20 protein-coding genes and 1 riboswitch are annotated in these 26,807 nt (G+C 62.1%); of the genes, 5 read left to right on the forward strand and 15 right to left on the reverse strand.

Features of this window, described 5'->3' with window-relative positions; genetic code table 11:
* Positions 1-55 precede the first annotated feature (55 nt).
* Positions 56-2,416: an LPS assembly protein LptD gene (gene lptD / locus ACUXAC_RS15525; RefSeq protein ID WP_060422429.1), complete on the reverse strand. Its 2,361-nt coding sequence runs from the start codon at positions 2,414-2,416 to the stop codon at positions 56-58.
* A 228-nt stretch (positions 2,417-2,644) separates the two neighbouring features.
* Here lptD and djlA point away from each other — a divergent pair, with 228 nt between their 5' ends.
* Positions 2,645-3,466: a co-chaperone DjlA gene (gene djlA / locus ACUXAC_RS15530; RefSeq protein WP_015376627.1), complete on the forward strand. Its 822-nt coding sequence runs from the start codon at positions 2,645-2,647 to the stop codon at positions 3,464-3,466.
* A gap of 143 nt (positions 3,467-3,609) precedes the next feature.
* On the opposite strand, the gene rluA is transcribed toward djlA, so the two are convergent.
* From rluA to ACUXAC_RS15545, 3 genes are all read right to left on the reverse strand, one after another.
* On the reverse strand, positions 3,610-4,260 hold the full coding sequence (rluA, locus tag ACUXAC_RS15535; protein ID WP_004932866.1) for a bifunctional tRNA pseudouridine(32) synthase/23S rRNA pseudouridine(746) synthase RluA: 651 nt from the start codon (positions 4,258-4,260) through the stop codon (positions 3,610-3,612).
* A gap of 57 nt (positions 4,261-4,317) precedes the next feature.
* Positions 4,318-7,224 (reverse strand): RNA polymerase-associated protein RapA, encoded by a 2,907-nt coding sequence (gene rapA, locus ACUXAC_RS15540; RefSeq protein ID WP_070915012.1) that lies wholly within the window; start codon positions 7,222-7,224, stop codon positions 4,318-4,320.
* 247 nt (positions 7,225-7,471) lie between these two features.
* Positions 7,472-9,838, reverse strand: a complete 2,367-nt coding sequence (locus ACUXAC_RS15545) for a DNA polymerase II (protein WP_454266774.1) — start codon at positions 9,836-9,838, stop codon at positions 7,472-7,474.
* A 214-nt stretch (positions 9,839-10,052) separates the two neighbouring features.
* On the opposite strand from ACUXAC_RS15545, the gene ACUXAC_RS15550 reads away from it, so the two are divergent.
* Positions 10,053-10,829 (forward strand): DedA family protein, encoded by a 777-nt coding sequence (locus ACUXAC_RS15550; RefSeq protein ID WP_038873425.1) that lies wholly within the window; start codon positions 10,053-10,055, stop codon positions 10,827-10,829.
* A gap of 29 nt (positions 10,830-10,858) precedes the next feature.
* Here the strand turns inward: ACUXAC_RS15550 and ilvN are convergent, their stop codons facing one another.
* The 7 genes from ilvN to sgrR all read right to left on the reverse strand — a co-directional run bounded on the left by ilvN (position 10,859) and on the right by sgrR (position 18,299).
* Positions 10,859-11,152 carry an acetolactate synthase small subunit gene (gene ilvN / locus ACUXAC_RS15555; RefSeq protein WP_016929110.1) on the reverse strand — a complete coding sequence of 98 codons (294 nt, stop codon included), beginning with the start codon at positions 11,150-11,152 and terminating at the stop codon, positions 10,859-10,861.
* A 3-nt stretch (positions 11,153-11,155) separates the two neighbouring features.
* The gene (gene ilvB, locus ACUXAC_RS15560; RefSeq protein ID WP_454266775.1) at positions 11,156-12,850 is read right to left on the reverse strand and encodes an acetolactate synthase large subunit; all 1,695 of its coding nucleotides are present in this window, start codon (positions 12,848-12,850) and stop codon (positions 11,156-11,158) included.
* Positions 12,851-12,961: 111 nt separating this feature from the next.
* Positions 12,962-13,075, reverse strand: a complete 114-nt coding sequence (gene ivbL, locus ACUXAC_RS15565) for an ilvB operon leader peptide IvbL (protein ID WP_154747116.1) — start codon at positions 13,073-13,075, stop codon at positions 12,962-12,964.
* Between the two features lie 88 nt (positions 13,076-13,163).
* Positions 13,164-13,868: a thiamine ABC transporter ATP-binding protein ThiQ gene (gene thiQ / locus ACUXAC_RS15570; RefSeq protein WP_038873430.1), complete on the reverse strand. Its 705-nt coding sequence runs from the start codon at positions 13,866-13,868 to the stop codon at positions 13,164-13,166.
* Positions 13,855-15,462, reverse strand: coding sequence for a thiamine/thiamine pyrophosphate ABC transporter permease ThiP (gene thiP, locus ACUXAC_RS15575; protein ID WP_060422444.1), 1,608 nt, complete (start codon positions 15,460-15,462; stop codon positions 13,855-13,857). The genes thiQ and thiP overlap by 14 nt, the downstream gene beginning before the upstream one ends.
* Positions 15,438-16,424 (reverse strand): thiamine ABC transporter substrate binding subunit, encoded by a 987-nt coding sequence (thiB, locus tag ACUXAC_RS15580; protein ID WP_060440784.1) that lies wholly within the window; start codon positions 16,422-16,424, stop codon positions 15,438-15,440. The genes thiP and thiB overlap by 25 nt, the downstream gene beginning before the upstream one ends.
* A 57-nt stretch (positions 16,425-16,481) precedes the next feature.
* Positions 16,482-16,600: riboswitch (TPP riboswitch) on the reverse strand.
* A 37-nt stretch (positions 16,601-16,637) separates the two neighbouring features.
* The gene (gene sgrR / locus ACUXAC_RS15585; RefSeq protein WP_084826858.1) at positions 16,638-18,299 is read right to left on the reverse strand and encodes an HTH-type transcriptional regulator SgrR; all 1,662 of its coding nucleotides are present in this window, start codon (positions 18,297-18,299) and stop codon (positions 16,638-16,640) included.
* A 90-nt stretch (positions 18,300-18,389) separates the two neighbouring features.
* On the opposite strand from sgrR, the gene sgrT reads away from it, so the two are divergent.
* The 3 genes from sgrT (at position 18,390) to ACUXAC_RS15600 (ending at position 21,532) form a co-directional block, all read left to right on the forward strand.
* Positions 18,390-18,563 (forward strand): glucose uptake inhibitor SgrT, encoded by a 174-nt coding sequence (gene sgrT / locus ACUXAC_RS15590; RefSeq protein ID WP_004932838.1) that lies wholly within the window; start codon positions 18,390-18,392, stop codon positions 18,561-18,563.
* A 154-nt stretch (positions 18,564-18,717) separates the two neighbouring features.
* The gene (locus ACUXAC_RS15595; RefSeq protein ID WP_060422450.1) at positions 18,718-19,914 is read left to right on the forward strand and encodes an MFS transporter; all 1,197 of its coding nucleotides are present in this window, start codon (positions 18,718-18,720) and stop codon (positions 19,912-19,914) included.
* A 145-nt stretch (positions 19,915-20,059) separates the two neighbouring features.
* Positions 20,060-21,532 (forward strand): DASS family sodium-coupled anion symporter, encoded by a 1,473-nt coding sequence (locus ACUXAC_RS15600; protein ID WP_102985462.1) that lies wholly within the window; start codon positions 20,060-20,062, stop codon positions 21,530-21,532.
* 37 nt (positions 21,533-21,569) lie between these two features.
* On the opposite strand, the gene leuD is transcribed toward ACUXAC_RS15600, so the two are convergent.
* From leuD to leuA, 4 genes are read right to left on the reverse strand one after another with little or no spacing between them, the layout of a single operon-like run.
* On the reverse strand, positions 21,570-22,172 hold the full coding sequence (leuD, locus tag ACUXAC_RS15605) for a 3-isopropylmalate dehydratase small subunit (RefSeq protein WP_060422456.1): 603 nt from the start codon (positions 22,170-22,172) through the stop codon (positions 21,570-21,572).
* Between the two features lie 9 nt (positions 22,173-22,181).
* Entirely contained in the window at positions 22,182-23,582 is a 1,401-nt protein-coding gene (leuC, locus tag ACUXAC_RS15610; RefSeq protein WP_197795408.1) for a 3-isopropylmalate dehydratase large subunit, read from the reverse strand.
* A 1-nt stretch (position 23,583) separates the two neighbouring features.
* The gene (gene leuB / locus ACUXAC_RS15615; RefSeq protein WP_033649192.1) at positions 23,584-24,675 is read right to left on the reverse strand and encodes a 3-isopropylmalate dehydrogenase; all 1,092 of its coding nucleotides are present in this window, start codon (positions 24,673-24,675) and stop codon (positions 23,584-23,586) included.
* Positions 24,676-24,677: 2 nt separating this feature from the next.
* The gene (gene leuA / locus ACUXAC_RS15620; RefSeq protein WP_004932820.1) at positions 24,678-26,252 is read right to left on the reverse strand and encodes a 2-isopropylmalate synthase; all 1,575 of its coding nucleotides are present in this window, start codon (positions 26,250-26,252) and stop codon (positions 24,678-24,680) included.
* Positions 26,253-26,807: the final 555 nt, after the last annotated feature.

Raw genomic sequence — 26,807 nt, forward strand, 5'->3', positions numbered from 1 at the left:
TTATGTAATCCGCAAATGCGGGTGAAAGTTCTCGTTTTCAAAGTGTTGCAAAGCGTCAGAATGCGCGCTGATACGGCAGAATGCCGGAGCGCAGCATTTCTGCGGAGCCGAGACTATGATCGCTGCTCAGGCCGCGCAGTTCGACGTTGAACGAAACTCTGTTGTCGTAAACGCTGGTATTGTTGCTGTTGTTCCAGTCGGTGATCTTGCGCTCATAGCCCAGGGTCACTGCCCAGCAGCAGGTGTTGTACTTCAGCCCCACCAGCTGATCGGCGGATTGTTTGGCGCGGGTGTCGTAATAATACGCCCCGACCACCGCCCAACGATCGGCGATCGGCCAGCTGCCGGTGATGCCCACCTGCGAGATGCCGTCCTGGAAGGCCGGAACCGTTTTGGTGTTCAACGCCGTCTGGATATATTCCGGCGTGGCGTAACGGTAGTTCAACTGCACCACGCGCTCGGCATCCTGGCGGTATTCCACCACGCCGTTGCCCAGCGAGACGCTGTTCAGGCGGGTGTCGTACTGCAGGCCGCCGCGCAGGCCCCAACGATCGTCGATTTTCCAATAGGTATCGCCGGCCCAGGCCACGCTGCCGGTATCGTCGTTGTTGTCGTACCCGGTTACCTGGTCGCCGGTGCGCGAACGGCTGAAGTAGTAGATTTGACCCACGGAAGCGTTAAAACGTTCAACCAGCGCGTCATCATAAATGCGGGTGGTCAAACCGGTGGAGACGCGGTTCTGCGAAGCGATGCGATCCAGGCCGCTGTAGGTGCGGTCGCGGAACAGGCCGGAGTAGTCGGTCTGCAGCAGCGTGGTGTCGTAGGTGTAGATGTTGCTCTGGTCGCGGTACGGCACGTACAGGTACTGCACGCGCGGCTCCAGCGTCTGGGTGGCGCCTTCGGCCCAGATCATCGGTCGTTCGAATACCAGCTTGCCGTCAACCTTGAACTGCGGCAGTACGCGGTTGACCGAGTCATCAAGTTCCGGTGCAGCGACGCCTTTACGGCTCTGGTAGTTGGCGGCGAAACCGTCAGGAATATCCTGCTGGTAATGGGTCGCCATCACCTTGGCTTCGGTGTTCAGGCTGGCCCAGCCGTTGGTCAACGGCAGGTTGAGCGTCGGCTCCATATGCAGACGGGTGGCGTCCGGGCTGTATGGGTTGACGCTGGTGAACTTGGCCGCCTGACCGTAGATATGGAAGTCGAACGGGCCGAGGTCGTTCTTGTAGTAGTTCAGATCCAGCTGTGGCTGGACTTTATACGAGTCCGACTGTGAACGATCGGTGTCGTCGTAAATCTGGAACTGTTTGGAGCTCAGCGTGGCGTTCCAGTTCTCGTTGGCATAGCCGAGGCTGAATTTCTGCGTGGCGTAGCCGTCAGTGGTGGAACCGTACTTGGAATCCAGGTCGGTGAAGTATTTAGAGTCGCTGACCTTGGTGTAGTCGACGTTGAAGCGCCACACCTGATCCATGACGCCGTTGTGGTTCCAGTAGAACAGCCAGCGTTTGTTGTCGTCATGATCTTTGCCGTATTCCTTGTCGTCCGGCAGCCAGTCGAACTCCATCAGGCCGAGGCCCGGCTGCACCAGATAACGGAACTCGGTCTGCCACTGCAGGCCGCGCTTGGACATATAGTGCGGCGTGATGGTGGCGTCGTAGTTCGGCGCGATGTTCCAGTAGTACGGCAACATGAACTCGAAGCCGTTGTTGCTGCCGTACTTGGCGTTCGGGATCAGGAAGCCGGAACGGCGCTTGTCGCCGACCGGCAGCTGCAGGTACGGGCTGTAGAACACCGGCACGCCGCCGATGCGGAAGCGGGCGTTCCACACTTCCGCCACCTGTTCTTCGCGATCGTGGATCACTTCGGAGCCGACCACGCTCCAGCTGTCGTCGCCCGGCAGGCAGGAGGTAAAGGTGCCGTTTTCCAGAATGGTGTAACGGTTGGCGCCGCGCATCTTCATCTTGTCGGCGTCGCCGCGCCCCTGGCGGCCTACCATCTGGTAGTCGCCTTCATAGACGTCGGTATCTTTGGTGTTCAGGTTCGACCAGGCCTTCGGGCCTTTCAGTTTGATCTGATTGTCGCTGTAGTGCACGTCGCCGGTGGCGGTGACGGTACGCACCGGCTCCGTCTGGCCGGGTTTTTCCGTCTGGTTCAGCTCAACCTCTTTGGCGGTCAGGGTGCTGTTGCCCTGTTCGACGCGCACGTTGCCGCTGAACAGGGCGCTTTTCGGGTAGTCGGCGCGCGAGTCATCGGCATTGATCGTCACCGGTTGGCTGTTCGGATCGCCGCTGACCAAAGGCTTGTCGTAAACGGGAACGCCAAGCATGCATTGCTCGGCCAGATCAGCCAGCGCATGCTGACTGTAGAGTGCCGTCCAAATCATCGTGGCCAGCAGTGTTGGGAAACTTTTTTTCATACGCGGTTTTGGTGTTCCGTCATCAGAGGCGTCATGTCCGGCAAACGGTCAGAGACTATATTACTCATCTGCGTTGCGCTAGTGCTAAATCCAGCCGTTTACTTGCGTCGTCGTTAGGCGCAAAGATAAATGACAGGTATGATAATCCAAATTCTAGGAAAAATCGCCTGCACCCTTTCCTGAAGCGAAGGGGAGTGGGCGGCTTTCGGCATGATAATTGAGGAGTATATGCAGTATTGGGGAAAACTGCTCGGCGTCATCGTCGCCATCTGGTCTGGCGCGGGATTCTGGGGTGTAGTTCTGGGGCTGATTATCGGTCATATGATCGATACGGCGCGCAGCAACAAGCGCAGCCGGGGGTTCTTCACCGACCAGCAAACGCGGCAAACGCTGTTTTTCCGCACCACTTTTCAGGTGATGGGCCACCTGACCAAATCCAAAGGACGCGTTACCGAGGCGGATATCCAGATCGCCAGCCTGTTCATGGATCGCCTGCAGCTGCATGGCGAAGCGCGCACCGCGGCGCAGCAGGCGTTCCGCGAGGGCAAACAGAGTCAGTTCCCGCTGCGTGAGACGCTGCAGCAGTTCCGCAGCATCTGTTTTGGCCGCTTCGATTTGATTCGGATGTTTCTGGAAATTCAGATTCAGGCGGCGTTCGCCGACGGCTCGCTGCACCCGAACGAACGCCAGGTGCTGTACGTCATCGCCGAGGAGCTGGGTATTTCGCGCGCGCAGTTCGACCAGTTCCTCAGCATGATGGAAGGTGGGCGCCAGTTCGGCGGCGGTCAGCAGGGCGGATATTCGCAGGGCGGCTATCAGCAGGCTCAGCGCGGCCCGACGCTCGACGACGCGTGCAAGGTGCTCGGCGTGCGCAGCAGCGACGATGCCGCCACCATCAAACGCGCCTACCGCAAACTGATGAGCGAACACCATCCGGATAAGCTGGTGGCGAAAGGCTTGCCGCCGCAGATGATGGAAATGGCCAAGCAGAAAGCGCAGGAGATTCAGGCGGCGTACGACCTGATCAAACGCGAGAAAGGCTTCAAATAACGATACCCGTCATACTTCGAGCTGCAGGTGTGTTGGCTGCCCGCGCTTACCCCGGTCACGTACTTTTTGTACGCTCCCGGGGCTGCGCTTAGTTGCCGCCTTCCTGCAACTCGAATTATTTAGGGTATCCCTGGGTGATGCGCTTAGAAATCCGGCTCGGCGCGAAAGTGCATCGGCGTCTGGAAGGCGGGGTGGGTGATGCGCAGCTCTTGCGCATGCAGCTGCAGCCGCGGCGCCATCGCCTTGGCCTCCGGCGGGGCATAGAAACCGTCGCCGAGGATCGGATGCCCCAGCGCCAGCATGTGCACCCGCAGCTGGTGCGAGCGGCCGGTGATCGGCGTTAGCTTCACGCGGGTGCTGCCGTCGGCGTCGCGCGACAGCACCAGATATTCCGTTTGCGCCGCTTTGCCGGTGTCAAAACACACCTTTTGCAGCGGCCGGTTCGGCCAATCGCAGATCAGCGGCAAGTCCACTAACCCTTCGTCATGCTCCATATGCCCCCAAACGCGGGCGATATAGGATTTCTTCGGTTCGCGTTCGCGAAACTGACGCTTCAGCTCACGCTCGGCGGCCTTGTTGAGCGCCACCACGATCACCCCGCTGGTGGCCATGTCCAGCCGGTGCACCGATTCGGCGGCCGGATGATCGGCCTGAATACGGGTCATCAGGCTGTCTTTGTTTTCCGGCGCGCGGCCGGGCACCGACAGCAAGCCGCTGGGCTTGTTGACCACCATGATGTGTTCATCCTGATACAGGATGTGCAGCGGGTCCTGCGGGGGATTGTAGGGTTCCATCTTGGCTCCGCGATAAGGGCCGAACGGGGAGGCGGTTGCCTCCCCGCGTCGCGCCGGTTACTGGTGGGTGACCACCACCAGACGAATGGCGTCCAGGCGCCAGCCGGCTTCATTGAGGTTGGCCAGCACCTGACGGCGGTTGAACTCCAGCGCTTCGACTTCGTCGTCGCGGATGTTCGGGTTGACCGCCTTCAGCGCTTCCAGACGCGCCAGCTCGGCGCTCAGCTTGTCGTCCGCCTCTTGCTTCGCCTGTTCGATAAGCGTGCGCGCCTGCGCTTCCACCAGGCTTTCCGCCTGCTGCAGCATGGCGTGCACGTCTTGCTGCACGGCGTTGACCAGCTTGCTGGAGGTGTGGCGATTGACCGCGTTCAGCTGGCGGTTGAAGCTTTCGAACTCGACCTGCGCCGCCAGGTTGGTGCCCTTGCGGTCCATCAGCATGCGGATCGGCGTCGGCGGCAGGAAGCGGGTTAGCTGCAGGTGCTTCGGCGCCTGGGCTTCTACCACGTAAACCAGCTCAACCAGCAGGGTGCCGACCGGCAACGCTTTGTTTTTCAACAGGGACACTGCGCAGCTGCCGGTGTCGCCGGACAGGATCAGATCCAGGCCGTTGCGGATGATCGGGTGCTCCCAGCTGACGAACTGCGCGTCTTCGCGCGACAGCGCCCGATCGCGGTCGAAGGTGACGGTGCAGCCGTCCTGCGGCAGGCCCGGGAAGTCCGGCACCAGCATATGATCGGACGGCGTCAGCACGATCAGGTTGTCGCTGCGGTCTTCCTGATTGATGCCGACGATGTCGAACAGGTTGAGCGCGAAGCCCACCAGATTGACGTCGTTATCCTGCTCGGCGATGGCGGCGGCCAGCGCCTGGGCTTTGTCGCCGCCGTTGGAGTGCATCTCCAGCAGGCGGTCGCGGCCCTGTTCCAGCTGCGCTTTCAACTGATCGTGCTGCTGGCGGCAGGCGTGGATGAATTCGTCGAAGCCTTCCTGTTCGGTCGGCGCGGCCAGATAGCCGATCAACTGCTCGTAGCAGCTGTCGTAGATGGTGCGGCCGGTCGGGCAGGTGTGTTCGAAGGCATCCAGCCCCTCGTGGAACCAACGCCCCAGCACCGCCTGCGCGGTGTGCTCCAGGTAAGGCACCATGATTTGGATATCGTGCATCTGGCCGATACGGTCCAGACGGCCGATACGCTGCTCCAGCAGATCCGGGTTGAACGGCAGATCGAACATCACCAGCTGGCTGGCGAACTGGAAGTTGCGGCCTTCGGAGCCGATCTCGGAACACAGCAGCACCTGCGCGCCTTCCTCTTCGGAGGCGAAGTAGGCGGCGGCGCGGTCGCGCTCGATGATCGACAGCCCTTCGTGGAACACCGCGGCGCGGATCGCTTCACGCTCGCGCAGCACCTGCTCCAGCTGCAGCGCGGTGTCGGCCTTGGCGCAGATCACCAGCACTTTTTCGTTGCGGTTGGCCAGCAGGTAGTCCAGCAGCCACTCGACGCGCGGGTCGAAGTTCCACCAGGTGGCGTTCTCGCCCTCGAACTCCTGATAGATCTGCTCCGGGTACAGCATGTCGCGCGCGCGCGCTTCGACGGACTTCTTGGCGCCCATGATGCCGGAGACTTTGATCGCGGTCTGGTACTGGGTCGGCAACGGCAGCTTGATCTGGTGCAGGTTGCGGTGCGGGAAGCCCTTCACGCCATTACGGGTGTTGCGGAACAGCACGCGGCTGGTGCCGTGGCGATCCATCAGCATGGAAACCAGCTCCTGACGCGCCTGCTCGGCGTTGTCGCCTTCGCTGTTGGCGGCTTTGAGCAGCGGTTCGATGTCCTGCTCGTCGATCAGTTCGCCCAACAGGTTCAGCTTGTCATCGGCCAGGCGCTCACCGCTCAGCAGCAGGGTGACGGCGTCGGCCACCGGGCGGTATTTCTGCTGCTCGGCAACGAACTCGCCGTAGTCGTGGAAACGGTTCGGATCGAGCAGGCGTAGGCGCGCAAAGTGGCTCTGTTGGCCCAGCTGCTCCGGGGTGGCGGTCAGCAGCAGCACGCCGGGAATATGCTCGGCCAGCTGTTCGATCACCTGATATTCGCGGCTCGGCGCTTCTTCGCTCCAGGCCAGGTGGTGCGCTTCGTCGACCACCAGCAGATCCCACTGGGCGTCCGCCAGCTCTTCCAGGCGCTGCTTGTTGCGGCGCACGAAGTCCAGCGAGCAGATCACCAGCTGTTCGGTTTCGAACGGGTTGCTGCTGTCGAGCTTGGCTTCGGCGTAGCGGCTGTCGTCGAACAGCGAGAAGTAGAGGTTGAAGCGGCGCATCATCTCCACCAGCCACTGGTGCTGCAGCGTTTCCGGCACCACGATCAGCACGCGCTCGGCGCGGCCCGCCAGCAGCTGCTGGTGGATGATCATGCCGGCTTCGATGGTTTTGCCGAGGCCGACTTCGTCCGCCAGCAGGACGCGCGGCGCATGGCGCTGGCCGACTTCATGGGCGATGTGCAACTGGTGCGGGATCAGGCTGGCGCGCATGCCGCGCAGGCCGGCGAACGGCAGGCGATACTGCTCGCTCTGGTATTTGCGTGCGCGGAAACGCAGCGCGAAACGGTCCATGCGGTCGATCTGGCCGGCGAACAGACGATCCTGCGGTTTGCTGAAGGTCAGCTTGCTGTCCAGCAGGACTTCGCGCATCGCCACGCCGCTTTCCTGGGTGTCCTGGCGGGTGCCGATATAGGTCAACAGACCGTTTTCCTCTTTCACCTCTTCCACCTGCAGCTGCCATCCCTCGTGGCTGCTGACGGTATCGCCCGGGTTGAACATCACGCGGGTGATCGGCGAATCGTTTCTGGCATAGAGGCGGTTTTCACCGGTGGCGGGGAAAAGCAGGGTAATCATGCGCGCGTCCAGCGCCACGACGGTGCCCAGTCCTAATTCGCTTTCCGTGTCGCTGATCCAGCGTTGACCAAGAGTAAAAGGCATATATTGTCGGCTCGATTCTTTGTAAGTAAGTCTTGTTACCGGGCGGGAAGGGCCGCGGCACCTGTACTGAACGTCTGCTAATCCCGGTTTGTTTTAAATTTGACGGGCAATAGCCGTTCACGCCATGCAGACGTCGCGAGACGGCAGGGCTAAGCGTGGTTCAGTTTTGGGAAGGGCGCTATGGTAATGGAAGGCGGCGCGTTCGTCACCTGCAAAACCGGATGATTTTTCTTAACCTGGCGCAATCTCAAAACAGCCCCATCTGCCCGGTGACCAGCGTGGTGAAATCGTCGTGCAAGAAAGGGAGTATAGCGTCTGCCACCGGTTGCAGTTGGCGTTCGAGGTAATGCTGATAGTCGATGGGCGAATGACGGGTTTCCAGCGGTTCCGGCCCGGCGACGGTCATCACGTAGCTGATCCAGCCGCCGTTCTGATACTGCAGCGGCCGCCCCTGGCTGCGGTTGTAGTCATCGGCGATGCGCGCGGCGCGGGCGTGCGGCGGCACGTTGCGCTGATAGTCGTCGAGCTTTCTGCGCAGGCGCTTGCGGTACACCAGCTGATCGTCGAAGTCGCCGTTCAGGGTTTTGCCGACGTAGTCGCGCACATAGTCCTGGTAGGGTTGCCGTTTGAAGATGCGCTGATAGAGCTGCTGCTGGAACTGCTGCGCCAGCGGCGTCCAGTCGGTGCGCACCGTTTCCAGACCTTTGTACACCATCTCTTCCTCGCCGCCGGCGCGTGCGATCAGGCCGGCGTAGCGCTTCTTGCTGCCCTGTTCGGCGCCGCGAATGGTCGGCATCAGGAAGCGGGAATAGTGGGTTTCGAACTCCAGCTCCAGCGCGTTCTCCAGCCCGAACTGCTGCTGCAGATGCTGCTGCCACCAGGCGTTGACCCGCTGCACCAGCGCCCGGCCGATCTGCGCCGCCTGCTGCTCATCATGCGGCTGTTTCAGCCACACGAAGGTGGAGTCGGTATCGCCGTAAATCACCTGATAGCCTTCGGCTTCGATCAGCTCGCGGGTTTGGCGCATGATCTCGTGGCCGCGCAGGGTGATCGACGACGCCAGCCGCGGATCGAAGAAGCGGCAGCCGCTCGATCCCAGCACGCCGTACAGCGCGTTCATGATGATCTTCAACGCCTGCGACAGGGGCTTATTGTGTTGGCGCTTGGCGGCTTCGCGCCCCTGCCAGATCTGTTCGACGATCGCCGGCAGGCAGTGTTTGCTGCGCGAGAAGCGGGCGTTGCGAAAGCCGGGCACCGAATCGGCGTCGCTTGGGTGGCGCATGCCTTCCACCAACCCGACCGGATCGATCAGGAAGGTGCGGATGATCGACGGATACAGGCTTTTATAGTCCAGCACCAGCACCGAATCGTACAGACCGGGCTGGGAGTCCATCACGAATCCGCCGGGGCTGTGTTCCTCCGGCTGTTCGCCGAGGTTGGGGGCGACAAAGCCCAGTCGGTGCATGCGCGGCATATAGAGGTGGCTGAAGGCCGCGACCGATCCGCCGCTGCGATCGGCCGCCAGCCCGGTGACGGTGGCGCGTTCCAGCAGGAAGTTGAGCAGATCGGCCTTGGCGAAGATGCGCGTCACCAGCTCGCAGTCCTTCAGGTTGTAGCGGGCCAGCGCCGGCTTGTCTTCGGCGAAGCGTCGGTCGATCTCCGCCATGCGCTGATAAGGGTTGTCGATCGCCTTGCCTTCACCCAACAGCGCCTGCGAAACGTATTCCAGGCTGAAGGAGGGGAAGTTCCAGGTGGCGGATTTCAGCGCTTCGATGCCGTCGATGATCAGGCGGCCGGCGGCGGTGGCGAAAAAGTGGTTCTGTTTGAAGCCGTGCTCGCGCCACTCCAGCAGGTTGCCGCCGCGCCCCAGCCGCAGCGGGATCTGGTAGCGTTCGGCGTGCTTTTGCAGCACCCGCAGATCGAACTGCACCAGGTTCCAGCCGATGATGGCGTCAGGATCGTGGCGCTCCAGCCACGCGTTCAACCGTTCCAGCAGCTGGGGGCGGCTGGCGCAGTATTCCAGATCGAAATCCAGCGGCGCATCGCCGCCGTTGGCCGGCCCCAGCATGTAGACCTGGCGCTGGCCGCAGCCTTCCAGCGCTATGGAGTAAAGTTCGCCGTGGGCGGTGGTTTCGATATCCAGCGACACCAGTCTGAGCGTCGGGCGGTAGTCCGGCGCCGGCTTCATCTGGCCATTGAGCAACGGCCCATCGCCGTTGCCCTGGCCGTTGAACCATACCGGCGCGGTGATGAAGCGTTCCATCAGGTAGCGCTCGGGCGGGCGAATGTCGGCCTCGTAGACCGTAACGCCGCCTTCCCGCAGCAGCTTTTCCAGCTTGATGAGCTGACGGTGCTGGCGGCAGTACAGCCCCAGCATCGGGCGGTGATGAAAATCCGTCAGCGCCAGCGGTTTCAGTTCGACTTGCCGTTCTTCGCGCAGCAGCTGTTCCGCGCGCGGCTTTTGTTCGGCGGGGATAAACGCCACCGAGGTTTGCGGCGGTAGACGCAACTGACGCGGGCCCGCGTCGGTCGCCAGCCAAAATTCGACCTCGGTGCCGGCGGGCGTATCGCGCCAGTGGCGAGTGAGCAGGAAACCCTGTTGCAGTGCTGTCATAACCCCTTCGTCTTCCGCCGGGCGGCGTGCGCGACATTCAGCGAGATGCCGGTTTTGGCGCTAATATAGATAAATTATAGTATGGGTTTTTATACAGTGATTGTCCATTGCCGCGCGGCGTTGCCAAATACGCATACAATTCATCGATTGACTCGTCTGCGGCGGCACTGGAAAATCCTTCGCCCCGTTTGGCCGAATAATCCGCAGAGGTGTAATGGAAGCCTATTTACAAGATTTGATCACCCAGTCACTGGCTTTCACCCTGATGGTCGTCCTGCTGGTCGCTTTTCTCGAGTCGCTGGCGCTGGTGGGGCTGCTGTTGCCCGGCACGGTGATGATGGCCAGCATCGGCGCCCTGATCGGCAGCGGCAAGGTGGACTTCTACTACGCCTGGGCGGCGGGGATTGTCGGCTGCCTGCTCGGCGACTGGATCTCCTATTTCGTCGGCCGCGCCTTCAAAGGGCCCTTGCACCGCTGGTCATTCCTGAAGAAGAACAAAGCGCTGCTCGACAAAACCGAACACGCCTTGCACCAGCACAGCATGGCGACCGTTCTGATCGGCCGCTTCGTTGGCCCGACGCGCCCGCTGGTGCCGATGGTGGCCGGCATGCTCGATCTGCCGCCGTACAAGTTTGCCTTGCCGAACATCATCGGCTGCCTGACCTGGCCGCCGGTCTATTTTTTCCCCGGCATCCTGGCGGGCGTGGCGATCGACATTCCCGCCGGCGCCAACAGCGCGATGTTCAAGTGGCTGCTGCTCGCCGCGGCGCTCACCCTCTGGCTGGCGGTGTGGCTGAGCTGGCGCTGGTGGCGTGAGGGCAAGCGCAACGCCGATCGGCTGAGCCGTTGGCTGACGCCGCTGCGGCTGCGCGTGGTGTGCGCCGTGAGTTGGCTGGCGGCGCTGGCGGTCGGTTATCTGCTGAGCCAGCAGCCGCTGATGCCGGTGTATCGGCACCTGTTGTGGCAGGTGCTGTCCGGGCAATCATCATAATGGATAGGGGGCGTCAGCCCCCGTTCGCCTTACTGGAAGAACGCTTCCAGCTGTTCAAATACCCGCACGTCTTCGCTGTGGCGCTTCACCTGCAGCACGTCCTCCAGCTTTTCCACCTGGCTTATCATCTGCTCCAGCCGTTGGTCGTCGGCCACCAGTAGCCAAATGCGGCTCTGCTGGCCGTCCTTCAGCGGCAGGCACAGAATGCCTTCGACGTTGAACGCGCGGCGAGCGAACAGCCCGCAAACGTGCGACATGACACCGGGATGGTTGCGCACGGCCAGCTCCAGGATCACCTGGGGTTTATCTTGTGGTTGCAGCATGGCTTATTCTCCAATCATGTCGATGTTGGCGGCGCCCGGCGGCACCATCGGGAACACTTTTTCGTTGATGTCGATCAGCGCGTGGATCAGGCAGGGGCCCGGGCGTTGGATCGCTTCGGCCAGCGCGGCCTGCGGATCTTTCGCGGCGTTCAAATCGCAGGTGTCCAGCCCGAATCCGGCGGCGATCTTCAGGAAGTCGGTGCGCTTCGGATAGGCGGCGGCGAAGATGCGCTGCTGGTAGAACAGGGTTTGCTGCTGGTGCACCAGCCCCAGCGCCTGGTTGTTCATCAAAATGATTTTCACATCCAGATCGTGTTCGACCGCGGTGGCCATTTCCTGAATGTTCATCATCAGGCTGCCGTCGCCGGAGAAGCACAGCACTTTACGCTCAGGCTCCGCCAGCGCCGCGCCGATCGCCGCCGGCAGACCGAAGCCCATGGTGCCCAGGCCGCCCGACGTCAGCCACTGGTGCGGCCGGCTCAGCGGATAGGCCTGCGCCACCCACATCTGATGCTGGCCCACGTCGGTGGTGATAATGGCGCTGTCGTCCACGCAGCGCGCGGCGGCCAGCACCAGGCCGTAATGGCTCAGCGGATCGTCGGCGTTCGGCATGTTGAACGGGAACTCGCGTTTCAGGTCGTTGACGGTGCTCAGCCACGCGCTGCGCGGCTGCGTGTCGATCTGCGGCAGCAGCTGTTGCAGTACCTGGCCGACGTCGGCATGGATCGCCACGTTGGCCTGTTTGACCTTGCCCAGCTCGGCGCGGTCGATATCCACGTGAATGATGGCGGCGTTAGGGCAGAACTGCTCGGTTTTGCCGATTGCCCGATCGTCGAAGCGCGCGCCCAGCACGATCAGCAGATCCGCCTCCTGCAGAATGAAGTTGGTGCTGCGCGCCGCGTGCATGCCCAGCATGCCCAGCGACAGCGGGTGTTCCACCGGCATCGCCCCCAGCGCCATCAGCGTCATGGTGGTAGGCAGACCGGCGCGTTCGGCCAGTTCCAGCGCCTGCCGGTGAGCGTCGGCGCAGATGATGCCGCCGCCCAGGTAGAGAATCGGGCGTTTCGCCTGGTTGATCATCGCGGCGGCCTGCGAAACCAGCGCCGGATCGAAGCTCGGTGCGGCGTCCGGCACGGCGATCGGCGGCAGCTCTTCCAGGGTGATGGTGGCGGTCTGCACGTCTTTCGGCACATCGATCCAGACCGGGCCGGGGCGGCCGGACTCGGCGATGCGGAACGCGTCGCCGATCACCTGTGGCAGTTCGCGGATATCGCGTACCAGATGGTTGTGCTTGGTGATCGGAATGGAAATGCCGTAGGTGTCCACCTCCTGGAAGGCGTCGGTGCCGATCATCGAGGAGGGCACCTGACCGGTGATGCACACCAGCGGAATGGAGTCGAGCTTGGCGTCGGCGATGGCGGTGACCAGGTTGGTGGCGCCCGGCCCGCTGGAGGCGATGCACACCGCCGCTTTGCCGTTGGCGCGCGCCATGCCCTGCGCCATAAAGCCCGCGCCCTGTTCGTGGCGCGCCAGCACGTGGTGAATGCGGGTGCTTTGGCTCAGCGCGTCATACAGCGGCAGCGCGGCGCCGCCGGGGATGCCGGCGACGGTGGTGATGCCCTGCCGCTCCAGCAGATGAACGATCAATTGTGCGCCGGTGAAGCTGGTGCCCGGTTGAGGCGTGCCCGAAGTTGCCATGTTCCTGTCCTTTCTCAAGGCCGGTGAGCTTTTCTGGGCAGGGTGCTAAAACAAGAAACCCCGCCCGGTTTGCGCCGGCGGGGTTTGGGAATCGATGCGTTGATTCGGACCCTACGGCGCATTGCCGACGACCACCACCACACGCACGACGACCACCGCGGCTGGTAGCGCGGTAACTAGTAGGGTCGAAGTCAGCGAGGATGCGATCACAGGGAACCTTATCATCAGTAAAAAAAGTCAGGTTTTTATAAAAGCACAGGCGCAAAATTCGCACAACAGGTTTATTGGCGCAGCATAAAAAACGCGCGTCAGATCACGCTTTGCCCGAAATGCCCAGCACGCGCGCTTCGGGCGCGCTGCCGTCCAGCAGGGCCTGCGTCGGGCCGTCGTAGTAAATGCGCCCGTCGACTACCAGCAGCGTGCGCGGCGCGATGCGCGCGGCGTCGTCGAGGTTGTGCGACACCATCAGCAGCGTCAGGTTGCGCTGTTCGCACACCGTCTGCAGCAGTTGCAGCATCTCGTTGCGCAGCGCCGGATCGAGCGCCGAGAAGGGCTCGTCGAGCAACAGGATCGGCCGTTGGCGAATCAAACAGCGCGCCAGCGCGGCGCGCTGACGCTGACCGCCGGAAAGCTGCGACGGCAGGCGCTCCAGGTGCTCCTCCAGACCGACCTGACGGGCGATATGCGCCCGCTGTTGGCGCTGCTGTTCAGTCAGGCGCAGACCGGGATCCAACCCCAGCCCGATGTTCTGCGCCACCGTCAGGTGCGCGAACAGGTTGTTCTCCTGAAACAGCATCGACACCGGCCGTTTGGCCGGCGGCGTGGCGGTGTGGTCTTCGTCGTTCAGCAGCAGCCGGCCGCTGGCCGCCGGCAGAAAACCGGCGATTAAACTCAGCAGGGTGCTTTTACCGGCGCCGCTGGGGCCGAGCACCGCGACGCGCTCGCCCGGCTGGATGCGCAGATCAAAGCGCATCGGCAGGTGTTCGTACAGATAGGTCAGTTTTTCAAGCGTCAGCATGGCGCCCCGGTAAGCGTTCGATCAGGGTAAACAGCAGGAAACACAACAGCAGCAACAGCAGCGCGGTCACCGCCCCGTCGTTGCTGCGATAGGCGCCAATCTGCTGATACAGGTAAAAAGGCAGGGTACGGAAATGCTCGTTGCCAAACAAGGCGACCACGCCGAAATCGCCGATCGACAGCACGCAGGCGAAGGCCAGCGCCTGCGCCAGCGGGCGACGCAGCGCGCGCAGTTCGATCAGCCGCAGCCGTTGCCAGCCGTGGATATCCAGCGACAGGCACAGCGGGTTGTAACGTTCGGCGAGGTCGCGCATCGGGTTCTCCAACACCTTCAGCGCATAGGGCACAGCCATCAGCGCATTGGTGAGGATCACCAGCGCATAGGGCGACTGCGGCAGCCCGATCGTATCGCTCAGCAGCAGGAAGAAGCCGGTGGCCAGCACGATGCCCGGCATCGCCAGGATCACCATGCCGCTCAGCTCCAGCGCCTGGCCGCCGCGCAGGTGCTGCCGCAGCTTCAGCTCGCGGCTGCTCCACAGCAGCATCATCGTGAGCGCCACGCACAACAGCCCGGCGCCGAGGGCGATGCGCAGCGACGTGAACAGCGCCTGCCACAGCACCGGCTGGCGCAGCACGCTGACGACGGCCTGATTGGCGCCGTCGGCGATCACCGCCAGCAGAGGCGGCAGCAGCAGCAGCAGCGCGGCGGCGATCAGCAGAAAATCGCTGACGCGCCGCCACAGGTTGTCTTCCGGGTTGCGCCAGCGCTGGGCGTGGGTATGGCCCACCGGCAGCGCCTGGCTCAGCCGCTGGCTGATCAACACCAGCCCCAGACAACAGCTTAACTGGATCAGCGCCAGCATGGCGGCGCGGCCCAGATCGTAGTCGTAACTCAGCGCCTGATAGATCGCCAGTTCGATGGTGGTGGCCTGCGGCCCGCCGCCCAGCGACAGCACGGTGGCGAAGCTGGCGAAGCACAGCATGAAGATCAACGCGCCGCTCGGCAGGATCTGGCGGCGCAGCGCCGGCCATTCGACGAAGCGGAACTGCTGCCAACCATTCATGCCCAGCTGGGCGGCCAGCTGGCGCTGCTCTACCGGGATATTCTCCAGCGCCTGCAGCAACAGGCGGGTGGCCAGCGGCAGGTTAAAGAACAGGTGCGCCAGCAGAATGCCCTGCAGGCCGTAGGGCGAGAAGCCATACTCGACGCCCAGCCAGCCGCACAGCGTCGCCAGCCAGCCCTGGCGCCCATAGACGCTGAGCAGGCCGAATACCGCCACCAGCACCGGCAGCACCAGCGTCATGGCGCACAGCCGCAGCAGCAGTTGCCGGCCGGGGAAACGGCGGCGATAGAGCGCGCGCGCCAGCAGAACGGCGGGCAGCACCGAAATCAGCGCCGACAGCAGCGCCTGCCAAAAGGTGAAGCGCACCACGTGCCACAGGTAGCTGTCCTGCCACAGGCCGCGCCAGTCGCTGTCCGGCGCGTGACGCCACAGCGAGCCCATCGCCAGCGCGGCGACCAGCAGGATCACGCCGGCGGCCAGCAGCCCCGGCCAGAGCCAGCGGGGGATCAGCGGCTGACGGCGGTTTGCCATGCCCGGATCCAACCGCCGCGTTGTTTGGCCACCTCTTCGGCGCTGTATTGCAACGCGGTATGCGGCACGTTCATCTGCTCAAAGCCGACGGGCAGTGGGGTGTTGATCACCGGGTACATCCAGTTGCCGGTCGGGATGGTGTTCTGGAAGGCCGGCGTCACCATGAACTGCATGAAGCGCTCCGCCAGCTCTGGCTGTTTGGCGGCCTTCAGCTTGCCCGCCACTTCCACCTGCAGGTAGTGGCCTTCGCTGAACGTGGCGGCGGCGTAGAGATCTTTTTTCTCTTCGATCAGGTGATAGGCGGGAGAGGTGGTGTAGCTGAGCACCAGATCGCCTTCGCCTTTCAGGAACAGGCCGTAGGCTTCGCTCCAGCCTTTGGTGACGGTGACGGTCTTCTTCGCCAGCTGCTGCCAGGCGGCCGGCGCCTTGTCGCCATACACTTTTTGCATCCACAGCAGCAGGCCGAGGCCCGGCGTGCTGGTGCGCGGATCTTCGTAGATCACTTTCCAGTTGCGATCGCTGCTGACCAGCTCCTGCAGGCTTTTTGGCGGGTTCTTCAGTTTTTCTTTGTTGTAGACGAAAGCGAAGTACCCGTAGTCATATGGCACGAAGGTCGCGTCCTGCCAGCCGCCCGGCACCGTCAGTTTGGCGGTGTCGACGCCGCTCGGCGCGAACAGGCCGGTTTGCTGCGCCGCCTGTAACAGGTTGTTGTCCAACCCCAGCACCACGTCGGCGGCGCTGTTCTTGCCTTCCATGCGCAGGCGGTTCAGCAGCGAGACGCCGTCTTCCAGCGCGACGAACTTCAGTTCACAGTCGCACTCGGCTTCAAAGGCTTTTTTCACCGCCGGGCCTGGGCCCCAGTCGGCGGCGAAGGAATCGTAGGTGTAAACCGTCAGCGTCGGCTTGGCGAAAACCGGCGCGGCACACAGCAGCAATAAGCAGGGCAGATATGTTTTGACCACGTTGCACTCCTGAAAAATAAGGGGGCAAGGGCATCTGAGGGGGCGAGGCGGCGTCGCCGGTTCGCTGGGCTCAAATCCCTCCGCCGGTATTGACCGGATCAGGTTCGACGGGTGTGCTCTCAGCGGAAAATCGGGCTTATCACGCGGCCCGACTTACCGCACCCCGTTGAGACGGCGCTATTGTAAAGATTAACCGACCCGGGCGAAAGGCGCTTATGCCTCCGGCGGGGCAAACCAGGCGGACTTGAAGTCGAACCAGCCGAGGGTGTTCATCCGCACGCCGCGCATGCTGCGCTGGCCGTGCAGCTGCAGCCAGTGGTGGAACAGCGGGTGCAGCTGGTGGTTGCTGACCAGACGCTGGCAGAACTCGGCCAGCGGCAAGCGGTTGGCGCGCCACAGCGCTGCGTCCTGCGCCAGATCTTCGTTCATGCAATGCTGCATCAGCGGCAGTTCGTACAGCGTGGCGAACAGCGAAAACTCCAGCGGCAGATAGAAGTTGGCGCTGCCGAGCCACAGATCGCTGCGCGCGTCGCCCTGGTGCCAGGTGGCGTAATCCACGCTTTGCACGATCAGGCGGATGCCGTGCTGTGCCAGCAGCGGTTCGATCGCCTGGCGAATGGCGTGAAACTCCGAATGTTCATTGAAGTGGGTCATCGTCAGTTCGGTCAGGCCCGCGGGCTTGGGCTGCTGCGCCAGCGTGCGGTTGTGGTGCCAGCGCGGCAGCAGGCCGTACGCCGGCGACCAATAGCGCTGGTAGAGCGGCCCGGCGTGGCTCAGCAGCGAAATGGGGTTGATCAATTCGCACAGCCAACTGCGAATGGCGGGGTCGGCGGCCAGCGGAGAACGCTGATCGAACAGCAGGAAATAGCACCCCTCTTCCAGCCGGCTTTCCAGCTCGCTGTTGCCGGTTTCATCGCCCTGCAGCTGCACGCCGGAGTGCACCAGCTCTTCGGAAAACTCCGGCAGCACCCAGATGTTCACCTCGTCGATCAGCGCCCGGTAGCCAAAATAGTCGTCGAAGGCGTGGATCTTCATCTGGCTGGGAAGGTTGCGCACCACGCGGTAGGGGCCGGTGCCGACCGGATGGCGGGCGAAATCCGGCAGTTCACGCCATTCGCGCGGCAGGATCATGGCCTGCACGCTGCCCAGCAGCCAGGGCAGCCAGTGGTCGGGGCTGCGCAGCTGCACGTCGATAACGAACGGCGTCGGCGAGGTGACGCTCTCGATATGCGAGAACAGCGGTTGCGAGGTCAGTCGCGAAAGGGAAGTGATGACGTCTGCCATCTCCAGCTCGCGGCCGTGATGAAAATGGATCGCCGGGCGCAGGTAAAACCGCCAGTGCAGCGGCGTCAGCGCCTGCCAATGGTGAGACAGATCGGACTCGAGTTCCCCGTTTTCCTCATTTATGCGCGTCAGGCCGTTGAAGATCTGGCGCGCCAAATGGGTCTCCGAACGCCGCAGCGCCGAGCCGGGCAGCAGGTTGTACAGCTGCCGGTAGTAGAGCACCCGCAGGATGTGTTTACCCTGGCGGAAGCTGCGCCCCAGCTGCGACAGCAGCATCTGGCGCACCACGTTTTTGTCGCCCACCAGCTGCACCAACTGATCGATGCGGTCCTGCTCCAGCAGCTCCTCGGCCCGCTGTTGCTGCAGCGCCAGGCCGGTGTAGTGGAACGTGAGCCGTGAACGCTTGCCGCGCCCCGACTCCGCCTGCCAGGTGAGCCAGCCTTCCCGCTGCATGGCGCTCAGCAGGGAGCGCACGTGGCGCCGCGAGCAGCTGAGCACCTCCGCCAGATCCTGCAGCGTGGTGTCAGTGGTTTCACCGTGACAGCGCTGCCACAGGCGGATGAACTGTTGCTGCAATCTGGACGTGGACATAAAAGAGGAACGCTCCCGCCTCAACTCGTCAATTTATCTTTCCCTATATTACGCCGATAATTTTCATCAATGAAAGGGGAGGGCGTAATCATGAAAGCTTTCTTATCCAGACAGTTCTATCAACGCTATTTCAGCGCGGTGCGCCGCCAGCGCGCCGACTGGCTGAGCGTGGTGCCCGAACAGGCGCGGCTGGCGATGCTGGCGCACCTGACCCAGTGGGATATCAAAGAGATGACCGATAAGCAGTATCGCGAGCACCTGTAAGGGCGGCGGCAACAAGTTTCTGAGTAATGGTGCTGTTTCACCAGCCAGTGGGGCGACCCACTGGTTTTTTTATGCGTGGTCATGGCGATATGCTTGCATTTTTCTCGCCGTGACCTAAGGTTCATTCTTCTGCTTTAAGGTCAGGGAAGACGATATGCAACGCCTGAGCCGGTTGTCACTGCGCATCAACCCCATCTTTGCCGCATTCCTGCTGATCGCTTTTCTCTCCGGCATCGCCGGCGCGTTGCTGACGCCGACGCTCAGCCTGTTTCTGACCACCGAGGTCAAAGTGCGGCCGCTGTGGGTCGGTCTGTTTTACACCGCTAACGCCGTGGCCGGCATCGTGGTCAGCTTCCTGCTGGCCAAACGTTCTGACACCCGCGGCGACCGGCGCAGGCTGATCCTGCTGTGCTGCCTGATGGCGGTCGGCAACTGCCTGCTGTTCGCCTTTAACCGCGATTACCTGACGCTGATCACCGCCGGGGTGTTGATGGCGGCGATCGCCAACACCGCCATGCCGCAGATCTTCGCCCTGGCGCGGGAATACGCCGACAGCGAGGCGCGTGAAGTGGTGATGTTCAGCTCGGTGATGCGCGCCCAGCTTTCGCTGGCCTGGGTGATCGGCCCGCCGCTGTCGTTTGCGTTGGCGCTGAACTACGGCTTTACCGTGATGTTCCTGATCGCCGCCGCCACCTTCGCGGTTTGCGTGCTGCTGGTCGGATTCATGCTGCCTTCGGTGCCGCGCGCGGCGGATGGCGAAGGGTTGCGGGAAGGCGCTTCCGCGCCGATTGCGCCCGCCAGTGCCTGGCGCAATCGCGACGTGCGCTGGCTATTCATTGCCTCAATGCTGATGTGGACCTGCAACACCCTGTACATTATCGACATGCCGCTGTATATCACCGCCGATCTCGGCCTGCCGGAAGGGCTGGCCGGGGTGCTGATGGGCACCGCCGCCGGGCTGGAGATACCGGCAATGCTGCTGGCCGGTTATTACGTCAAACGCTTCGGCAAGCGCAACATGATGCTGCTGGCGGTGGCGGCGGGCGTGCTGTTTTATCTCGGGCTGATAGTGCTGGCGGCCAAGCCGGCCCTGATCGCGCTGCAGCTGCTCAACGCGGTGTTTATCGGCATCGTCGCCGGTATCGGCATGCTCTATTTTCAAGATTTGATGCCGGGCCGACCGGGCGCCGCCACCACGCTGTTCACCAACAGTATTTCGACCGGGGTGATCCTGGCCGGGGTGCTGCAGGGGGCGCTGGTGGAGAACTTCGGTCATGGTTCGGTGTATTGGATGGCGGCGCTGTTGGCGCTGGCGGCGCTCTGGATGAGCGCCAAAGTGCGTGAAGTGTGAGGTCAAACGGCGGCATTCTTGATACAAGTCATTGAGAAGGCTGAAACGGACGCCCAAGCTGAAGGCATATGGAGCGCGATCGTTGCGCCCACGCCCGTCTCGCTATTGAGACGCCGCCTTTGTTGTTTAGAACAGTGGGAACGTTATGGATAAACTCACACCGCTCAAACCGCTTCCTTCCCTGTGCGCCCTCGCCGCCACGCTGATTATCTGGTTCCTCATTCCCGTGCCGGAGGGCGTTGCACCCAACGCCTGGCAGCTGCTGGCGCTGTTTATCGGCACCATCATCGCCATCATCGGCAAGGCGATGCCGATCGGCGCGGTCTCGGTGATTGCCATCGCCCTGGTGGCGGTGACCGGCGTCACCAACCCCGGCAAGCCGGGCGCCGCGCTGGACGACGCGCTCAGCGGCTTTTCCAACCAGCTGATCTGGCTGATCGGTTTTTCGATCATGATCTCCCTCAGCCTGAACAAAACCGGGCTGGGCGCGCGCATTGGCTACTACTTCATTTCGCTGTTTGGCAAAAAAACGCTGGGTATCGCCTATGCGCTGACGCTGGCGGAAACCACGCTGGCGCCGGTGACGCCGAGCAACACCGCACGCGGCGGGGGTATCATTCACCCGATCATGAAGTCGATCGCTGACAGCTTCGGTTCCAAACCCGAGCTCAATACCTCCGGTAAAATCGGTCGCTATCTGTCGCTGGTGAACTACAACATCAACCCGGTCACTTCGGCGATGTTTATCACCGCCACCGCGCCTAACCCGCTGATCGTCAGCCTGATTGCCAAAGGCACCCACGGCAGCTTCGAACTGTCCTGGTCGATGTGGGCAGTCGCCGCGCTGGTGCCGGGGCTGTGCTCGCTGATCGTGATGCCGTTGGTCATCTATCTGCTGTATCCGCCGGAGGTGAAGAGGACCCCGGACGCGCCGCGCTTCGCGCGCGAAAAACTGCAGGCGCTGGGGCCAGTGACGCTGCCGGAGAAAATCACCCTCGGGGTGTTCGCGCTGTTGCTGGTGCTGTGGGCCGGCATTCCGGCGATGATCTTCGGCCCGGCGCTGGCGGTCAATCCCACCACCGCGGCGCTGATCGGCCTGGCGGTGCTGTTGGCCACCGGCGTGCTGAGCTGGGAGGATGTGCTCAAGCATAAAGGTGCCTGGGACACCGTGGTATGGTTCTCGGCGCTGGTGATGATGGCCAGCTTCCTCGGCAAGCTGGGGCTGATCGGCTGGCTGTCGCAAACCGTGGGCAACGGCATCGACCATATGGGCATGAGCTGGGTGGGCGGCACGATCTTGCTGACCCTCATCTATTTGTATTCGCACTATTTCTTCGCCAGCACCACCGCGCACGTGACGGCGATGTTCGCCGCCTTCTTCGCCGCCGGCATCGCGCTCGGCGCGCCGCCGGCGCTGCTGGGCCTGATCCTGGCGTTCTCTTCCTCGCTGATGATGTCGCTGACGCATTACGGCACCGGGACCGCGCCGATCATCTTCGGCTCCGGCTACGTGACGCTGGGGGAATGGTGGAAAGCGGGGCTGGTGATGAGCGTGGTTAACCTGCTGATTTGGATGCTGATCGGCGGGGCGTGGTGGAAGCTGCTGGGCTACTGGTGAGGAAAAAATTCACCCGCCGGGCGGCGGGTGAAGGGGATTAATTCAGAAACGCCGGCTGCTGCGCTTCGTAGCGGGAGATGTCCGCTTCGTGCTGCAGCGTCAGGCCGATGCTGTCCAGCCCGTTGATCATGCAGTGGCGGCGGAAGCTGTCGATTTCGAACGGATAGCTTTTTCCGCCGGCGTTGACCGTCTGGTTCTCCAGATCCACCACGAACTCCGTTCCTTCATTGGCGCCGACCAGGTTGAACAGCTCATCCACCTGCTGCTCGCTCAGCGTCACCGGCAACAGCTGGTTATTGAACGAGTTGCCGTAGAAGATATCGGCGAAGCTCGGCGCGATCACCACTTTGAACCCGTAATCGGTCAGCGCCCAAGGCGCGTGTTCGCGCGAGGAACCGCAGCCGAAGTTCTCGCGCGCCAGCAGGATGCTCGCGCCTTTATAGCGCGGTTTATTCAGCACGAACTCCGGGTTCGGCTGTTGGCCGGCGTCGTCGAGGAAGCGCCAATCGTTGAACAGGTGCTGGCCGAAGCCGGTACGGGTCACCTTCTGCAAAAACTGCTTGGGAATAATGGCGTCGGTGTCGACGTTGGCCGCATCCAAAGGCACCACTAAGCCGGTATGTTGAGTAAATTTAGCCACGTTAGCCCCTTAGTGAATATCACGGATGTCGGCGAAGTGACCGGCGACGGCGGCCGCGGCGGCCATCGCCGGGCTGACCAGGTGGGTACGCCCACCGCGGCCCTGACGCCCTTCGAAGTTACGGTTGCTGGTGGATGCGCAGCGCTCGCCCGGATTCAGGCGGTCGTTGTTCATCGCCAGGCACATCGAACAACCCGGTAAACGCCATTCGAAACCGGCTTCGATAAAGATTTTGTCCAACCCTTCGGCTTCCGCCTGGGCCTTCACCGGGCCGGATCCCGGCACCACGATGGCCTGCACGCCGCTGGCGACCTTGCGCCCCTTGGCAATCGCCGCCGCCGCGCGCAGATCTTCGATGCGTGAGTTGGTGCAGGAGCCGATGAACACTTTATCGATCGGCACGTCGGTCAATTTGATGCCCGGTTTCAAATCCATGTAAGCCAAGGCTTTTTCCGCAGAGGCGCGCTCGACCGGATCGCTGAACGATTCCGGCGCCGGGATCGCCTGATTGACGGCGATCACCTGGCCGGGGTTGGTGCCCCAGGTGACCTGCGGCGCGATCTCTTCGGCGTGCAGCGTCACCACGGTATCGAATTGGGCGTCGGCATCGGACTTCAGCGTGCGCCAATAGGCGACCGCCTGCTCCCAGTTTTCGCCGGTTGGTGCGAACTGGCGCCCTTTCAGGTAGGCGAAGGTGGTGTCGTCCGGTGCGACCAACCCGGCCTTGGCGCCCATTTCGATCGCCATGTTGCACAGGGTCATGCGGCCTTCCATGCTCAACGCTTCGATTGCCTTGCCGCAGAACTCCACCACGTGGCCGGTGCCCCCGGCGCTGCCGGTTTTGCCGATCACCGCCAGCACGATGTCTTTGGCGGTGATGCCCACGGCGGCGTCGCCGGTGACTTCAATCTTCATGGTCTTGGCGCGGCCCTGCTTCAGGGTCTGGGTCGCCAGCACGTGTTCCACCTCGGAGGTGCCGATGCCGAACGCCAGCGAGCCGAAAGCGCCGTGGGTGGCGGTGTGCGAGTCGCCGCATACGATGGTCATGCCCGGCAGCGTCATGCCTTGCTCAGGCCCGATCACGTGTACGATGCCCTGGAACGGGTGATTCAGGTCATACAGCGAAACGCCGAATTCCGCGCAGTTCTTGATCAGCTCCTGCATCTGGATGCGCGCCATTTCGCCGCTGGCGTTGATGTCTTTAGTCTGGGTCGACACGTTGTGATCCATGGTGGCGAAGGTTTTGCCGGGCTGGCGCACCTTGCGGCCCATGGCGCGCAGGCCGTCGAACGCCTGCGGCGAAGTGACTTCGTGCACCAGGTGACGGTCGATATACAGCAACGGCGTTTCGTTCGGCGCTTCGTGCACCAAGTGGGCGTCGTACAGCTTCTGGTATAAGGTCTTGGCCATGTTATGCCCCCTGAGCTACAAAGCGAGCGATGATGTCGCCCATTTCATCGGTGCTGACGGCTTTGCCGTCACCGGCCAGATCGGCGGTGCGGTAGCCCTGTTCCAACGCCTGGTTGATGGCGCGCTCCACGGCGTCGGCCGCTTCATCGGCGCCCAGGCTGTAACGCAGCAGCAGGGTGGCGGACAGGATCTGCGCAATCGGGTTGGCGATGCCTTTGCCTGCAATATCCGGCGCGGAACCGCCCGCCGGTTCGTACAGGCCGAAGCCTTGCTCGTTCAGGCTGGCGGACGGCAACATGCCCATCGAGCCGGTGATCATCGCGCATTCGTCGGACAGGATGTCGCCGAACAGGTTGGAGCACAGCAGCACGTCGAACTGGGACGGATCCTTGATCAGCTGCATGGTGGCGTTGTCGATATACATGTGCGACAGCGACACGTCCGGGTAATCCTTGGCGACCTGATTGACCACCTCACGCCACAGGATGGAACTCTGCAGCACGTTGGCCTTGTCGATCGACGTCACCTTGTGGCGGCGCTTGCGGGCGGATTCGAAGGCGATGCGTGCTATGCGTTCAATCTCGAAACGGTGATACACCTCGGTATCGAAAGCGCGCTCCTGCATGCCCTGGCCTTCGCGGCCCTTCGGCTGGCCGAAGTAGATGCCGCCGGTCAGTTCGCGCACGCACAGAATGTCGAAGCCGCGGGCGGCGATGTCGGCGCGCAGCGGGCAGAATGCCTCCAGCCCTTGATACAGGCGTGCCGGGCGCAGGTTGCTGAACAGCTTGAAGTGCTTGCGCAGCGGCAACAGCGCGCCGCGTTCCGGCTGCTCGGCCGGCGGCAGGTGTTCCCATTTCGGGCCGCCTACCGATCCGAACAGGATGGCGTCGGCCTGCTCGCAGCCGGCGACGGTCGCCGGCGGCAGCGGGCTGCCGTGGCGATCGATGGCGATGCCGCCGACGTCGTATTCGGCAGTGGTGATGCGAATGTCAAAGCGTTGACGCACCGCGTCCAACACTTTGCGCGCCTGAGCCATTACTTCCGGGCCGATGCCGTCTCCGGGCAAGACGGCAATGTGATAAGTCTTCGTCATGTTCACACCGTTTCCTGATTATTTTGATGTTTGTTTTGCTGCAGGCGCTGCTTTTCTTTTTCTACCTGCTGTGAGCGCCAAATATTGTTCAACACGTGCACCATCGCCTTGGCGGAGGATTCGACGATGTCGGTCGCCAGACCTACGCCGTGGAAGCGGCGGCCGTTGTATGAGACCACGATATCCACCTGGCCCAGCGCGTCGCGGCCATGGCCCTTGGCGGTCAGCTGGTATTTCACCAGCTCGATCGGGTAGTCGGTGATGCGGTTGATTGCCTGATAAACCGCATCGACCGGGCCATTGCCGGTGGCGGCCTCGGCTTTCTCTTCGCCGCCGCAGATCAGTTTCACCGAGGCGGTAGCCATGATGCTGCTGCCGGACTGCACGCTGAAGTAGCCCAGGCTGAAGTGCTCCGGCTCTTCCTGCTGTTTATTGATGAAGGCCAGCGCCTCCAGGTCATAGTCGAACACCTGGCCCTTTTTGTCGGCCAGCTTCAGGAAGGCGGCGTACAGGGTATCCAGGTTGTAGTCCTGCTCCTGGTAGCCCATCTCTTCCATGCGGTGTTTCACCGCCGCGCGGCCGGAGCGGGAGGTCAGGTTCAACTGCACATCCTTCAGGCCGATCGACTGCGGGGTCATGATTTCGTAGTTTTCGCGGTTCTTCAGCACGCCGTCCTGGTGAATGCCGGAGGAGTGGGCGAAGGCGTTGGAGCCGACGATCGCCTTGTTGGCCGGGATCGGCATGTTGCACAGCTGGCTGACGATCTGGCTGGTGCGGAAAATTTCCTGATGATTGATGTTGGTGTGCACGTTCATGATGTCTTGGCGCACTTTAATCGCCATGATCACCTCTTCCAGCGAACAGTTGCCGGCGCGCTCACCGATGCCGTTCAGGGTGCCTTCCACCTGCCGGGCGCCGGCCTGTACCGCGGCGATGGAGTTGCCGACCGCCATGCCCAAATCGTCGTGGCAGTGCACGGAGATGATGGCTTTGTCGATGTTCGGCACGCGGTCATACAAGGTGGTGATGATGCCGCCGAACTGGTTCGGCGTGGTGTAGCCGACGGTGTCCGGGATATTGATGGTGGTGGCGCCAGCGTTGATGGCGGCTTCGACCACGCGGCACAGATTGTCGATCGGCGTGCGGCCGGCGTCTTCACAGGAGAACTCTACGTCGTCGGTGTAGTTGCGGGCACGTTTGACCGAGCGCACCGCCATCTCCAACACTTCGTCGAACGAGCGTTTCAGCTTCGATTCAATGTGCAGGGTCGAGGTGGCCAGGAACACGTGGATGCGGAACGCTTCGGCGACGCGCAACGCTTCTGCGGCCACGTCGATGTCTTTGTCTACGCAGCGGGCCAGGCCGCAGACGCGGCTGTTCTTGATCTGGCGCGCGATGGTTTGCACCGATTCGAAGTCGCCCGGCGAGGAGACCGGGAAGCCGACCTCCATCACGTCGACGCCCATTCTCTCCAGCGCCAGCGCAATCTGAATCTTCTCTTTTACGCTCAGGCTGGCCTGCAATGCCTGTTCGCCATCACGCAGCGTGGTATCGAAAATAATGACTTGTTGGCTCATCGGTGCATTCCTTATCGTGTTGATTTCACGCTAAGCGGGCAAAAAAAAAACCCGCGCAGTAGCGCGGGTTTCTTATGGGTGATCGGCTGAGTCAGCTCCGAACTTCGTCCACAGGCATACCGCGCAAACAAGATGCGTTAAGTAGTAGGCCTAGTAGACGGTGAGTACGGATCATAAGGGTTCAGCTTCTCTTAAATGGGGTGTCTGCCTAATTTGATACGTGATTGCCCTGGCGATGTCAACACCTGATTGAATGCGGGGACAATGCATCGGCGAATCGGCCGAACAGAGGATCATGCGGCAAAAAAGCGACGCCCTAGAGAAAAAACGGGGCCAGTTTGCGTGCTGCTTAGCATAAACGAATCGAATATATACTGCGCTAATTGCTTCTGGATTTCGTTGCGTTAAGATTTGTGATGAAAAAATAAGAGGAATTAATCACGGGGGGCAATAAAATAACATTTTTAATACAAATGATTTAAATTGAATTCATATGATTAATCGATTGTTTTAGTCATAATATAACAAAATAATGCGTTTTTACACAAAGTGAGC

The organism is Serratia sp. 121840015-1 (genome assembly GCF_053627655.1).

Coding starts and splice junctions, on each gene's coding strand:
- ilvB (WP_454266775.1), bottom strand. CDS start 12,850: ATGGCAACTTCGGGCACGCCTCAACCGGGCACCAGCTTCACCGGCGCA.
- ilvN (WP_016929110.1), bottom strand. CDS start 11,152: ATGCTGCAACCACAAGATAAACCCCAGGTGATCCTGGAGCTGGCCGTG.
- rluA (WP_004932866.1), bottom strand. CDS start 4,260: ATGGAACCCTACAATCCCCCGCAGGACCCGCTGCACATCCTGTATCAG.
- thiP (WP_060422444.1), bottom strand. CDS start 15,462: ATGGCAAACCGCCGTCAGCCGCTGATCCCCCGCTGGCTCTGGCCGGGG.
- ACUXAC_RS15600 (WP_102985462.1), top strand. CDS start 20,060: ATGGATAAACTCACACCGCTCAAACCGCTTCCTTCCCTGTGCGCCCTC.
- djlA (WP_015376627.1), top strand. CDS start 2,645: ATGCAGTATTGGGGAAAACTGCTCGGCGTCATCGTCGCCATCTGGTCT.
- sgrT (WP_004932838.1), top strand. CDS start 18,390: ATGAAAGCTTTCTTATCCAGACAGTTCTATCAACGCTATTTCAGCGCG.
- ivbL (WP_154747116.1), bottom strand. CDS start 13,075: ATGATAAGGTTCCCTGTGATCGCATCCTCGCTGACTTCGACCCTACTA.
- leuC (WP_197795408.1), bottom strand. CDS start 23,582: ATGGCCAAGACCTTATACCAGAAGCTGTACGACGCCCACTTGGTGCAC.
- ACUXAC_RS15545 (WP_454266774.1), bottom strand. CDS start 9,838: ATGACAGCACTGCAACAGGGTTTCCTGCTCACTCGCCACTGGCGCGAT.
- sgrR (WP_084826858.1), bottom strand. CDS start 18,299: ATGTCCACGTCCAGATTGCAGCAACAGTTCATCCGCCTGTGGCAGCGC.
- thiQ (WP_038873430.1), bottom strand. CDS start 13,868: ATGCTGACGCTTGAAAAACTGACCTATCTGTACGAACACCTGCCGATG.
- leuA (WP_004932820.1), bottom strand. CDS start 26,252: ATGAGCCAACAAGTCATTATTTTCGATACCACGCTGCGTGATGGCGAA.
- ACUXAC_RS15550 (WP_038873425.1), top strand. CDS start 10,053: ATGGAAGCCTATTTACAAGATTTGATCACCCAGTCACTGGCTTTCACC.
- leuB (WP_033649192.1), bottom strand. CDS start 24,675: ATGACGAAGACTTATCACATTGCCGTCTTGCCCGGAGACGGCATCGGC.
- rapA (WP_070915012.1), bottom strand. CDS start 7,224: ATGCCTTTTACTCTTGGTCAACGCTGGATCAGCGACACGGAAAGCGAA.
- ACUXAC_RS15595 (WP_060422450.1), top strand. CDS start 18,718: ATGCAACGCCTGAGCCGGTTGTCACTGCGCATCAACCCCATCTTTGCC.
- lptD (WP_060422429.1), bottom strand. CDS start 2,416: ATGAAAAAAAGTTTCCCAACACTGCTGGCCACGATGATTTGGACGGCA.